Here is a 12,518-nt window from a genome sequence, read left to right as displayed (position 1 = left end):
TGGATTTTGCAGACGCGGCCGCAAAGAGGCATACTGACAGTCACGGCGTGCAAGATGTGCCGCCCAACAAGATCAAAAGGTAAGTTCGTGAATACAATCGACAACAAAAGCGTGCAGACGAAAACATTTCGCTGGAAACGCTGGCAGCGCTGGGCCGTTGGCACAGGCTGCGCCCTGGCCGCCTACAGCGCGGCCGGCTTCTGGCTGGTGCCCTACATCATCAAGCACCAGCTGCCCAAATTTGCCGAGAAAGAACTCGCGCGCCAGGCCAGCATCGCCGACGTGCGCTTCAACCCGTTTACCCTGCGCCTGGAAGCGGACCAGATCGCTTTCAAGGAAGCGGCCAGCGCGGATGGCAAGGGCGGCGCACCGCTGCTGTCCATCGGCGCCCTGGCCGTGCAGCTGGAATGGAAATCCATCGTGCGCCGCGCCTGGAGCCTGGCGGAAATCCGCATCGCGGCGCCGCAAGCCCAGCTGACGATCACGCCGGAAGGCAAGTTCAACCTGGCCGAAGTGCTGGCCACCTGGCAACGCAACCATCCGGAAAAAAGCGAAGGCGGCATGCCGCGCCTCGTCATCGCCCACTTTGCGCTGGGACAAGGCAAAGTGGATTGGCACGACCAGAAGGCGGGCTATGCGGACAACTTCACGCCCATCAACTTTACGCTCGACAATATTTCGACCCTGCCCGACGCCAACGGCAGCTACAGCCTCAGCGCCGACGCGGCGCGCGGCGGCAAGCTGCACTGGCGCGGCACGGCCTCGCTCAGCCCGATCCGGGGTGAAGGCGAACTGATATTGAACGACGCTTCCCTGCCCGGCCTGGCCGCGTATCTGAAAGCCTATACGCGCGCCACGGTGACGAGCGGACAATTGTCGGCGCGCCTGCCCTACGCCTTTTCCTATGCGGACGGCAAGCTGGAAGCGAGCGTCAAAGGCGCGGGCCTGGCCCTGCACGACCTGGCGCTGGTGCGCGACGGCAAGGGAGAAGCATTTACTTCGCTCAATACTTTGGGCGTCGCCGGCGTGAACGTGGACCTGGCGCGCCAGAGCGTCACCGTGGATAAAATCAACTTGTATGGCGGCAAGGTGGCCGTACGCCGCGACAGCAAGGGCGAGATCGACGTGGCGAACCTGATGCTGCCGGGTAATCCCGCGCCCGCCGCCACCGCGCCAGCCGCACCAGCCAAGCCTGGCAAATGGAAGGTGGATTTAAAACAGCTGGCGCTGGCCAATGTGGACGTGTCCGCCATCGATGAAACCGTCTCGCCAGCCTTGCAGCTAAGCGCCAGGCAGCTGCAGCTGAACTTGCAGCTGGCCTTGCAGCAAGGTCCAGCGGGCATGGCTACCGTGATCGACGGCGCGAGCTTCAGCCTGGCCGACCTCGCCATGCAGCGGGGCGCGCAAACGCCGTTCAAGCTGGCCCAATTGGGCTTTACGGAAGGCAAGATCGACCTGGCGGCGCATGCCGTGCACCTGGGTTCCGTGACGGCCAGCGGCGCGCAGATCGACCTGGCGCGCAACCGCCAGGGCGAATTTGCGATTGCGCAAAAGCTGCCCGTGTTTGCCTCCGGCAAAACCGACCCGGCCAAGGATGCGCCATCCGCGCCGTGGTCCACCAAAGTAGACAAGGTAGAGCTGAGCAAGTTCGGCGCCCGTTTCGATGATGCGGGCACGGGTATCAAGGGTAATCTGCAGGATGCCAGATTGTCCCTGCACAACGTCAGCAACGATATGCAGCAGGCGCTGCCGTTCGAGCTGGGCGTGGGCCTGCGCGAAGGCGGCGTGCTCACTGCCAACGGCAAGTTCGTGCCGGGCACGGGCGCCGTCGATGCGCAATTGAATTTGAAACAGCTGACCCTGGCCCCCGTGCAACCCTTGCTGGCGCAACATCTGAAACTGAAGCTGGCGGGCGGCTCGCTCTCCGGCAGCGGCCGCCTGACGACGGGCGGCGGCGCGCCGAAAGCGCCGAAAGTACGCTATGTGGGCGGCGTGGACATCGCCGGCCTCGTGCTCAATGAAACGGATGGCAAGCGCTTTGCCTCGTGGAAAAGCGTGCGCGCCGACAAGCTGACGGCCAGCGTGGGCCCCGATTTTGTCGACATCCCCGAATTGCGCGTGGTGGAACCGAACGCCCAGCTGATCATCGAAAACGACCGCAGCCTGAACGCGCAGCGCCTGCTGGTGAAAGCGCCGGAACCGGCCGCGCCCGCGCCGTCGGCCACTGCCACGCCGGCCGCCGATGCCGCCTTCCCCGTGCGCGTGCGCCGCGTGCGCCTGCAGAATGCCAAGCTGGACTTTGCCGACCTGAGCTTGCGGCCCCAGTTCGCCGCGAAGATATATGAATTGAATGGCGTCGTCACGGGCCTGTCGACGAAGCGCGATGCGCGCAGCCAGATCGAGCTCGACGGCCGCATCGACGAATTCGGCCTGGCCCGCGTGCGTGGTCAATTAAATCCGTTCGCCCCGACCGACAACACGGACTTGAACGTGGTGTTCAAGAATGTCGACATGGTGTCCGCTTCGCCGTACACGATGAAGTTCGCCGGCTACAAGGTGGCTGAAGGCAAGATTTCGCTGGACTTGCAATACAAGGTGCGCAACCGTCAGCTGGACGGCACCAACCAGATCGTGCTCGACAAGCTGACCCTGGGCGAGCGCATCGACAGCCCGGACGCCTTGAAACTGCCGTTGGAACTGGCGCTGGCTATCCTCAAGGATAGCGACGGGCGCATCGACCTGGGCTTGCCCGTGTCGGGCGACATGAACGACCCGCAATTCAGCTATGGCGCCCTGATCTGGAAAGCCGTGGGCAATGTGCTGACGAAAATCGTCACGGCGCCGTTCCGCGCGCTGGGCAACTTGCTGGGCATCAGCGCCGACAAGCTCGAAGCCATCGACTTCGATGCGGGCAGCGCCGTGCTGCTGCCGCCGGAACGGGAAAAGCTCAAGCAGGTGGCGCAAATCCTCGCCAAGCGCGAACAGCTGAAGCTGGCCGTGCCGGGCCAGTACAGCGACACGGATGCGGCCGCCCTGCGCGCCCAGGCCGTGCGCCGCGCCGTCGCCGCCAAGGCCGGCATCAAGCTGGAAGCGGGCGAGGAACCGGGACCGTTGAACCTGGGCGAACGCAAGATACGGGGCGCCCTGCGCGACCTGTACGGCGAACGCTTCGGCAAGGCCGAGCTGGACAAGCAGAAAAAGGCGGCGGAATCGGCCGTACCAGCCACAGCGGCGGCAGCCTCCGCTCCGGCGGCGGCGAAGATTCCCGTCTTCCAACGCCTGGGCAAGCTGATCGAGGGCGAGCCGCAAGTGGCCGACACGGGCGCCTTCTACAACGGCTTGCGCGAGCAGCTGGAAGCCAAACAACCCCTGCCTGCCGACGCCTTGAGCAAGCTGGGCGCCCAGCGCAGCGCGGCCATCCTGGCGGCCCTGCAGCAGGACGGCACGCCGGCAGCCAGGGTCAGCGCGGGCGCGCCCGAAAAAACGGATGCCGCGCCGGGCAAGCTGGTGGGACTGAAGCTGGGACTGGCCACGCAATAAGACACGGAGATAATCTGACGCATGAAAAACCTCGACAAGGTAACGCCCTATGCATCGTCTGTTACACAGGGCGACTTGTGCACCATGACAACGCTCGTCGCTGAAACACAGGTATCGGCAAAAGACAGCATTGCATTTGCTGAAAAGACGCTGCTGGCGAACTATGTATACGGGAAAAATGGCACGTACAAGCTGATTTATACGGTGGTCGGGATTGGTGGCAATATCGACAACTACATCGAGGATGACGGCATCTTGCCGACACTGTTCCTGAGTCCGGATCAGGAAAACTATGTGTCCGTCATCCCCTATCATCCTGACAAGGAACTGGAAATCAGCATCCCCCTCTTTGATCGTGAAGACGTGGAAATGCCGAAGGGCAGCCGTCCATTTACAGGAACCTTCATCGGGACAACGGAAACCTGTTCGATATTCCACGATGTGGATTTCTATGACAGCAAGCCCGACAAGATCCTGGCCATCGAATTTATCAATGGAAAACTAAAAAAGAAAAACAATATCAAGGTCCCATTGCCCGCGAATAACAGAATCAGCATTGCCAACAAGGCGATTCATTTGCTGGCCAATGAAGACAGCCTGCTCCTGCACCGCGAGCTTGATGAAAAAGGCAATGTGACCCGCCATCGTGAAATCGACTCGGATGGCATCTATGTTTTGCAGATATTAGGCGCTTCCTTCGACGGGAATTCTTATCTGCTGGCACAGGAAAAAGACAAGCTCGTTATCCAGAAAATAGATGGGAATGGTGCAAGTGCCGTCATTGAATTGGTGGATTTTGCTGATCCATTGTTCAATACATGGCAGCCGGTCAACATCGGCGACGACACTTTCATCACCCGATTCAATAGCGAGTTTGGAAATGGCTGGCTGACCACGAAAAATGATCAGTTATTGGAAATCTTCTATAGCAAAGGTGAGCAAGGCTACAGGAACTTGCTGACCAACGAGCTTTTGTCCATACCCCGTGACAACCTGATCATTTCCAGCATCAACAAGACGAGCGATCGTGCTTATGCGGTAGTGCTCTACCCGATGGCAGACGACAACGCGGGCAATGCCGAACTGATCGTCTTGAATCGCCGCTTGCAGTAAGGTCGGGCGCCTCAACGGCAGTTCATCCGCGGCATGGCCAGTCCATGCCGCGGATGCGTAGCGCTTATTTCGCTTTCCCCGCTTCCTTCACCGCTTCGTCCGGCAAGGCAAACGCCACCAGGCTGTCGCCCATCTTCGTGCCCAGCGAACCGTGGCCGCCGGCCATCACCACCACATATTGCTTGCCCGTCTTGTCGGAGACATAACTCATCGGCGTGGCCTGGCCGCCGGCAGGCAGGCGGGCTTTCCATACGGTCTTGCCGTTGCGCACGTCGTAGCCGCGGATGTAGTAGTCGAGCGTACTGCTGAGGAAAGCTACGCCGCCGCCCGTGGTGCTGATGCCGCCCAGGCTGGGCACGCCCAGCGGCAAGGCGATGGGCACGGGAGCGCTATCGCGCGTGGTGCCGTTCTTGTGCATCCACACTTTTTTCATGGTGCGCAAGTCGACGGCGGCGATATAGCCCCAAGGCGGCGCCTGGCATGGGAAGCCCAGCGGCGACAGGAAGGGCTTGATTTCCACGGCAAACGGCACGCCCGTCTGCGGCTGCAAGCCCATTTCCGTGCCCGTGCCGCCCGGCGCATTGGCTTGCGCGCGCGGCACCAGGCGTTCCAGGAAGCCCATGTAGTCGGGGTTGACCAGCAGCAACTGACGCACGGGATCGACGGCCGCCCCGCCCCACTCGAAGATGCCGAGCGGACCGGGCGAAATGATGGCGCCCTTGATCTTGCCTTCAGCCACCGTTTGCGGCGTGAACGGCCCTTCATAGCGGTGCTGGCGGAAGATGATGCGGCACGCCAGCTGGTCGAACGGCGTCGTGCCCCACATATCCGTTTCGCTGATGTTTTTCTCGGGCAAGAACGTGAGGGCCGAGAATGGCTGCGTGGGCGACAGCTTGTCGCCGGGGGCCGCGTTAGCGGTCGGCACGGGTTTTTCCGGCGCCGGCACGACCAGGCTGCCGTCGCGCCGGTCGATCACATAGATATCGCCCCGTTTCGTCGTGGCCACCACGGACGGTACCTTGCCTTTCGGCGTGTCGATGTCGACCAGGGTGGGCTGGCCGCCAATATCCATGTCCCAGATGTCGTGGTGCACGGTCTGGTACACCCAGCGCACCTTGCCCGTCGCCAAGTCCAGCGCGACGATGGCGCTATTGTATTTCTCGCCATGGGGGTTGCGGTTGCCGCCCCACGTATCGGGCGTTTCGTTTCCCATAGGAATGTAGACCATGCCCAGCTTTTCATCCACGCTGGAGACGCCCCAGGAATTCGGCGAATTGTTGGTGTACGTCTTGCCATCGGCAATCGGCGCCGTGTCGTCCGGGTTCGAGGCATCCCAGTTCCACATCAGCTTGCCCGTGACGGGATCGTAGCCGCGGATCACGCCAGACGGCTCCTCGGTGGAAAAATTGTCGGTCACGCTGGCGGCCATCACCACCACGTTTTGCGCCACGGCCGGCGGCGACGTCGGCATCAGGAAGCCCCGCTTCTTCATGCCCATGCCGTGGTACAGGCCGATGACGCCATTTTCGCCAAAGCTCTTGCACGCTTCGCCCGTATCGGCGTTGACGGCGATCAAGGTCGCATCCATGGTGGGCGCGAAGATGCGGCGCGGGCATTCCATGCCGGCCGCTTCCGGCGCCGGGCTGTCCTTGGCGCGGCCCGCATTGACGTCCCAGTAGGCAACGCCGCGGCAAATCATGTGCTGGTAGCTGGACGCGTCGCGGTTGATCTTCGGATCGTGGCGCCAGAGCTCCCTGCCCGTGTCCGGGTCCAGCGCGATGACGATGTTATGCGGTGTGCACAGGTACAGCATGCCGTTGACCTTCAGCGGCGTGACTTCGTTGGCGATCTCGCCCGGATCCGTCGGCCCCTTGAAGTCGCCCGTGTTGTAGACCCACGCCTGTTTCAGCTGCGCCGCGTTGGCCGGCGTGATCTGCGCGGCCGGCGCATAGCGGTCGCCATAGCCGGAGCGGCCATATGCGGCCCAGTCGTTGGGCGCCACGCCGGGCGCGAAATCGCCTGCGGGCACGGCGGCCATGTTCTCGGCCGGCACTTCGCCATGCAAGGTGTAATAGTCCTGGAACAGCGAGAACACGCCCACGGCGGCCGTCAGCACCACGGCGGCGGCCAGCGCGCTCTTGCCCGCGTCGCGCGGTTTCGCCCCGGCCGTCAAGGGCGGATCGAGGCGGCGGTCGATGAACGGCAGCAGCAGCCAGACGGCGGCGGCGAACCAGATATCGAGGCGCGGCAGCAATTGCCACCAGTCGAACTTCACTTCGATCACGGACCAGATCAGGGTGCCGAACAGCAGCAGCGCGAGGAAGAGCTGGGCGCTGCGCCGCCTTTTCCACACGAGCGCGCCGGCAACTATCATGCCGATACCCGCCACGACGTAATACCAGGAACCGCCGAGGCTGACGAGCCAGGCGCCGCCGCCAACGAGCGCCAGGCCCAGCAAGATAAAGATGACTGCGGTGATGACAAGCAAGGGTCCAGGCCGGGCAGAGGCAGTCATGATGCTCCTTTACAAGAGTCAGTCGGCGGCACGCGCCTGCGCACCGTATTTGATGGCAATCAATGAAATTGCATTTTTTCACTAATTGACAAAGCGTGCCACACGCCAGAACGCCCGCCGCGTGCCGTGTGGCTTTTTATACACGACATGCGCGTTCAGCCAGCTTCTGCGATGCGATTTTGATGAAAAACATAAATTAAAATAGATAAACAACAAATTTCTCGAATAAAACAAATTTTTGGCGTAAAATGAAAAAACTCATCCAGGCAAAGTATTTTTCTTGAATTTCACTTCATTGGAGCGGCGCCCATCATGACCATCGCTAAACGGCTGTACGTCTTGATCCTTTCCGTCGTCCTGGGACTGGCCGCCCTGGCGGGCTTTGGCATCTACCAGATGGACCGCGTGTACACGGCGGCCAGCTATGCCACCGTCAACACGGTTCCCAGCCTGCTGACCCTGAACCAGGCATTCGTGCCGTTCACGCAGATGCGCACGGCCGTCTGGCAGCACATGGCCAGCAAGGACGCCGCCAGGCGCGACAAGCTGGAAGCGGGCATCAACGAGGCGCGCGCGGCGGTCGGCAAGGCGCTCGACCAGTATGAAAAGGAAAACATTTCAGATGAGCAAGACAAGGCGCTGCTGGCCACGGACCGCGCCGTGCTGCTGCGCTACGACGCCGTGCGCGACAAGGTGCTGGCGCTGTCGAAGGCGGGCGAACTCGACGCCGCACGCGACTTGCTGATGGCAAGCCAGCCCCTGATCAAGGAACTGGTCGACGCCCTCGCCGCTCATCACCGCTACAACGAAACCCTGGCCGCCAGGGGGGCTGCCGACGGCGCCGCGGCCGCGGCCAGCGCGCGCTGGATTTCATGCAGCTTGGCCCTGGCCGTGACGGCCCTGGTGGCCGGCATGGGCCTGCTGCTGGCGCGGCGCATCGCCGCCTCGCTGGCCGATGCCATCGGCGTGGCCCGCACCATCGCAAGCGGCGACCTCAGCGTGCAGGTCAGCGCCGCCTCGCACGACGAGGTGGGCCAGCTGATGACGGCCCTGGCGGAGATGAGCGGCAGCCTGGTGCGCATCGTGGCCGAAGTGCGTGCCGGCACGGACACCATCGGCACGGCGTCAAGCGAGATCGCGGCGGGCAACCTGGACCTGTCGGCGCGCACGGAGCAGCAGGCCGGCTCGCTGGAAGAAACCGCGTCGGCCATGGAAGAATTGACGGCCACCGTGCGGCAGAATGCGGACAACGCCCGCCAGGCCCGGCAAATGGCCGTCAGCGCCTCGGACCAGGCGCAGCGGGGCGGGCAAGTGATGGACGACGTGATCCGCACCATGCAAGCGATCGACAGCTCGTCCGCCAAGATCGCCGACATCATCGGCGTCATCGACGGCATCGCCTTCCAGACCAATATCCTGGCCCTGAACGCGGCGGTGGAAGCGGCGCGCGCCGGGGAACAGGGACGCGGCTTTGCCGTCGTGGCCACCGAAGTGCGCAACCTGGCGCACCGTTCGGCGGCGGCCGCCAAGGAAATCAAGGCACTCATCGGCGACTCCGTGCAACAGGTGCAACAAGGCGGCAAGCTGGTCCAGCAGGCCGGCGCGACCATGACGGAAGTGGTCGACACGGTGCGCAGCGTCACCGGCATCGTCAGCGAAATCTCGGCCGCCAGCGTGGAGCAAAGCACGGGCATCGAGGAAATCAACCGCGCCATCGCGCAGATGGATGAAGTCACGCAGCAGAATGCGGCCCTGGTCGAGGAAGCGGCGGCGGCATCGCAATCGCTGCAGGAGCAGGCGGCCAAGCTGGCCGACGTGGTGGGCACCTTCAAGCTGGCGCAAGGGCAAGCCGGCGCGGCGCCCCGCGCGCCTGCCGCCCGGCGGCCCGCACAGCACAAGGCCACGCTCAGGCTGGTCGCCACGCGCCACGCGGGCCAGGCCAGGAACACGGCGCCGGCCGGCGCCGATGCCGGCGACTGGGAAGTATTTTAGGTCCGCCTCACGCAGGATCACGCGCATCGTCCGCACCGGAGCACCGCCATGAACGCCTTTCTCTCCATCCCCCCCTTCCTGCGCTGCGAAGAGCTGTCGCTGATGCGCCCGGCGCTGGCGCTGGCAGGCCTGCTGTTGCTGCTGGCCGCCCTGCTCTGGCGCCGCACCCGCTGGCGCCAGTCTGGCCGCGCGCCAGCGGCCGGCAGCAGCACGCCGTCCGACCTGCATCAACTGCTGCAGATGCGCAAAGCGGCCCCGCCGGCCAGGGGGGCTGACAGCGCACCGCCGCCGCAAGCGCCCAGGGCGCCGGGCGCGCCGCCATTCGAACTGGCCCGCCTGGACGCCATGTTCGGCCACGACCGGCGCCTGCAGGGCGAGATTCTGGCCCTGTTCGTGGCCGAGACGCGCGACCGCCTCGCCGGCATCGCCCATGCGCTGCGCTGCGAGCGGACCGCCCCGGCGCGCGTGCTGGCGCAGGAAATTCTCGACGGCAGCCTGGCCATGGGCCTGCTCCCCTTGCAAGCGCTGGCGCGCCAGGCCGTGCATGCGGGCTTTGCCAACGATATCGGCGCGCTGCGCCGCCTGCACGCGGAACTGCTGATGGCGCTCGACACGCTGTCGCAAGCCGTCACGGCCCTGCAAACGGGCGCGGTGCTGGCAGAGGAGCGCAGCGGCGCAGGCAGCCGGCCATGAGCGCGCATCCACCTGGCGCGCCTGCCCGGCCCTGAACCAGCCAGGTTTTTATTGAATTCATCTAATTCGTTAAAATTGATTTTTTGAGCGCGATTGCGTATCATCTCCTTCAACTTCATCCGCGACCAGACAGCCCATCATGCACACTGCAGACGTTTGCACTACCCAAAAGGCCGCCGAAATCCTCGGCATCTCGGTGACATCCGTGCAGCAACTGGTCGAGGCCGGCGTGATCGAAGCCTGGAAGACCAAGGGCGGCCACCGGCGCATTCCCCTCGCGGCCGTCGAAGCCTACAAGGGCAATCCCGGCCAGCCGGGCCAGGACCAGCGCGCCGCGCGCGCCGGCCGCCCCGCCCCGTCGGGCCGCCCGCCCTCCATCCTCGTCATCGAAGACAATCCGATCGAACGGGCGCTGTATGAAAAGCAGATCGGTTCCTGGGGCTTGCAGGCGGACTTGCGCTTTTGCGAAAACGGCTACCAGGCGCTGATGGAAATCGCCCGCGACCAGCCCGACATCTTGCTGGCCGACATCATCATGGAAGGCATCGACGGCTACGAGGTGATCCGCACCATCCTGGCCGACCCGCTGCTGGCGGACATGCACATCGCCATGCTGTCGAGCCTGACGCCGGAGGAACTGCAAGAACGGGGCGGCGTGCCGCCCGGCGTGGTATTTTTTGCCAAGCCCGTCAATTACGACGAACTGCGCGGCTATCTGCGCGCCTGCTGCGCCGGCCATGCGCGGCGCAACAGCCTGGCCGCCTAGCCGGCCACCGCCTTCCCCCCGCCACGGAGCCGCCATGCCAGCCTATCGCCACATCGATCCTGCCGTGCTGTTCCAGGCCACCGGGCGCGACCTGGAGATGTTCCGCGCCCTGTCGCAGACCTACCTCGATACGGCGCCGGCCATGTTTGCCCGCGTCGAGCAGGCCGTGCGCGGCGGTGCGGCGCAAGCCATCGTGCACAGCTGCCATACCTTGCGCGGCACCGTCGTCCTGCTGGGCGCCAGCGCCCTGGCGGCGCGCCTGGCGGAATTCGAGCAGCTGGTGCGCCACCAGGGTGTGCCGGCAGCGAACTGGCTCGATGAGACGGCGGCGCTGGTCGGCGCGGTGGAGCAGGAGGTACGCCGCAGCATGCTCGACTACACGGGCGCGCAGGCATGAACGCGCGCCAGGCCGCCCTGCGCCTGGTGCACCGCTATCGGCCGCGCACCACGGCGGCCGTCGTGGGCCTGGTGCTGGTGGGCCTGCTGGCGCTGCGCATCGTCGTCTCCGGCGTGCTGCTGCACCGCGAAGCCGTCGACGACTGGAAACAGGACTTGTCCAAGCTGTCGCTGCTGCTGGCGGAAAACACGGCGCAGAGCATGACGGCGGCCAGGCTGGTGCTCGACGGCGTCAGCCGCGACATCGATGCCGCCGCCCCGGCAGACGCGCAAGCGCTGGCCGCCGCCGTCGGCACCCCGGCCATGCAGCAGATGCTGCGGCACAAGATCGGCGGCGTGCCGCAAGTGGACGGGGTATCCATCGTCGGCGGCGATGCCAAGGTGCTGGCCTTCAGCCGCGCCTTTCCCGCGCCGCCCATCCGCCTCGACGAGCGCGATTACTTCGAGTATCACCGGCGCCACCCGGACGGCGGCATGCATGTCAGCGCGCCCGTGCAAAACAAGGGCGATGGCGCCTGGACCTTCTATATCAGCCGGCGCATCAGCGGCACGGACGGCCGCTTCCTGGGCGTGGTGCTGGTGGGCCTGTCGTGCGACTTCTTCAGCAAATTCTTCCAGAACGCCAGCATCGGCGAACACACGGCCTTTTCCCTGTACCGCAGCGACTACACGCTGCTGGCCCGTTGGCCGGCCGTACCCGCCATGATGGGCAAGCGCAACCTGACGGGCAGCACCTACGGCCTGCTGGAACAGGGCAAGACCGATGGCGTGCTGCAGGTGGACTCGCCGCGCGCGGCCGACCAGGGGCGCGCGGTCGACCGCCTGGCCGCCATACGGCTGGTGCGCGACTATCCGCTGGCCATCAACGTGACCGTGACGGACGACGTCTACCTGGCGGGCTGGCGGCGCATGCTGCTCACCATGGGCGGCGCGGCCGTCGTCAGCCTGCTCGTGCTGGCCGCGGCCGTCGCACTGATCCTGGCCCTGCTGCGGCGCCAGGAGCGCGACGCGGCCACGGTGCTGGCGCTGCAGGAGCGCGCGGCACCAGCGCATGCCGCCAAGCCGCCGGAACAGGAGATAGTGCAGGGCGCGCGCATCCTGCTGGTCGAGGATACGGCGCTGAACCGCCAGCTGGTGTGCCTGCAGCTGGGCACCTGCGGCTACGCCATCGACACGGCGGAGAACGGCGCGCTGGGCCTGCAAGCGCTGGCCGAACAGCAGTACGACCTGGTCCTGATGGATTGCATGATGCCCGTCATGGACGGCTACCAGGCGTGCCAGGCCCTGCGCGCCCGCGAAGCGGCCAGCGGCGCACGGCGCCTGCCCGTCATCGCCCTCACGGCCGGCGTCACCGACGACGACCGGCAGCGCTGCGCGGCGGCCGGCATGGACGATTACCTGTCCAAGCCCTTCACGGCCGCCCAGTTGCGCGCCATGGTGGAACGCTGGCTGGCGCGCTAGCCTCCGCCTGCCGCCTGGCGGCAAATTGGCCACACTATCACC

At 64.8% G+C, this 12,518-nt stretch carries 8 protein-coding genes; 7 read left to right on the top strand and 1 reads right to left on the bottom strand.

Annotated features, from left to right (window positions below; translation table 11 throughout):
• The first annotated feature begins 87 nt into the window (after nucleotides 1-87).
• Nucleotides 88-3,540 (top strand): DUF748 domain-containing protein, encoded by a 3,453-nt coding sequence (locus VPH40_RS01490; RefSeq protein ID WP_328572425.1) that lies wholly within the window; start codon nucleotides 88-90, stop codon nucleotides 3,538-3,540.
• 21 nt (nucleotides 3,541-3,561) lie between these two features.
• Nucleotides 3,562-4,653: a hypothetical protein gene (locus tag VPH40_RS01485; protein ID WP_328572424.1), complete on the top strand. Its 1,092-nt coding sequence runs from the start codon at nucleotides 3,562-3,564 to the stop codon at nucleotides 4,651-4,653.
• A 64-nt stretch (nucleotides 4,654-4,717) separates the two neighbouring features.
• Here the strand turns inward: VPH40_RS01485 and VPH40_RS01480 are convergent, their stop codons facing one another.
• Nucleotides 4,718-7,168, bottom strand: a complete 2,451-nt coding sequence (locus tag VPH40_RS01480) for a membrane-bound PQQ-dependent dehydrogenase, glucose/quinate/shikimate family (protein ID WP_328572423.1) — start codon at nucleotides 7,166-7,168, stop codon at nucleotides 4,718-4,720.
• 312 nt (nucleotides 7,169-7,480) lie between these two features.
• Here VPH40_RS01480 and VPH40_RS01475 point away from each other — a divergent pair, with 312 nt between their 5' ends.
• The 5 genes from VPH40_RS01475 to VPH40_RS01455 all read left to right on the top strand — a co-directional run bounded on the left by VPH40_RS01475 (nucleotide 7,481) and on the right by VPH40_RS01455 (nucleotide 12,476).
• Entirely contained in the window at nucleotides 7,481-9,160 is a 1,680-nt protein-coding gene (locus tag VPH40_RS01475; protein WP_328572422.1) for a methyl-accepting chemotaxis protein, read from the top strand.
• Nucleotides 9,161-9,208: 48 nt separating this feature from the next.
• Complete coding sequence (locus VPH40_RS01470; RefSeq protein WP_328572421.1) at nucleotides 9,209-9,853, top strand: hypothetical protein; 645 nt, start codon at nucleotides 9,209-9,211, stop codon at nucleotides 9,851-9,853.
• A 139-nt stretch (nucleotides 9,854-9,992) separates the two neighbouring features.
• A complete protein-coding gene (locus tag VPH40_RS01465) occupies nucleotides 9,993-10,619 on the top strand; it encodes a response regulator (protein ID WP_099664209.1) in 627 nt (208 codons plus the stop codon).
• A 34-nt stretch (nucleotides 10,620-10,653) separates the two neighbouring features.
• Nucleotides 10,654-11,016 (top strand): Hpt domain-containing protein, encoded by a 363-nt coding sequence (locus tag VPH40_RS01460; RefSeq protein WP_328572420.1) that lies wholly within the window; start codon nucleotides 10,654-10,656, stop codon nucleotides 11,014-11,016.
• Complete coding sequence (locus VPH40_RS01455; RefSeq protein ID WP_328572419.1) at nucleotides 11,013-12,476, top strand: response regulator; 1,464 nt, start codon at nucleotides 11,013-11,015, stop codon at nucleotides 12,474-12,476. Before VPH40_RS01460 ends, VPH40_RS01455 begins: the two co-directional genes overlap by 4 nt.
• Nucleotides 12,477-12,518 lie beyond the last annotated feature (42 nt).

The organism is Janthinobacterium sp. P210005 (assembly GCF_036231865.1).
Lineage (GTDB): Bacteria > Pseudomonadota > Gammaproteobacteria > Burkholderiales > Burkholderiaceae_D > Janthinobacterium > Janthinobacterium kumbetense.
Note: the sequence above shows the minus strand (reverse complement) of the source record. Positions and strands in the feature narration are given on the sequence as shown.

What these genes read in the sequence shown, in the direction of transcription:
- VPH40_RS01475 (WP_328572422.1), top strand. Translation starts at nt 7,481, where the DNA reads ATGACCATCGCTAAACGGCTGTACGTCTTGATCCTTTCCGTCGTCCTG.
- VPH40_RS01465 (WP_099664209.1), top strand. Translation starts at nt 9,993, where the DNA reads ATGCACACTGCAGACGTTTGCACTACCCAAAAGGCCGCCGAAATCCTC.
- VPH40_RS01470 (WP_328572421.1), top strand. Translation starts at nt 9,209, where the DNA reads ATGAACGCCTTTCTCTCCATCCCCCCCTTCCTGCGCTGCGAAGAGCTG.
- VPH40_RS01455 (WP_328572419.1), top strand. Translation starts at nt 11,013, where the DNA reads ATGAACGCGCGCCAGGCCGCCCTGCGCCTGGTGCACCGCTATCGGCCG.
- VPH40_RS01480 (WP_328572423.1), bottom strand. Translation starts at nt 7,168, where the DNA reads ATGACTGCCTCTGCCCGGCCTGGACCCTTGCTTGTCATCACCGCAGTC.
- VPH40_RS01460 (WP_328572420.1), top strand. Translation starts at nt 10,654, where the DNA reads ATGCCAGCCTATCGCCACATCGATCCTGCCGTGCTGTTCCAGGCCACC.
- VPH40_RS01485 (WP_328572424.1), top strand. Translation starts at nt 3,562, where the DNA reads ATGAAAAACCTCGACAAGGTAACGCCCTATGCATCGTCTGTTACACAG.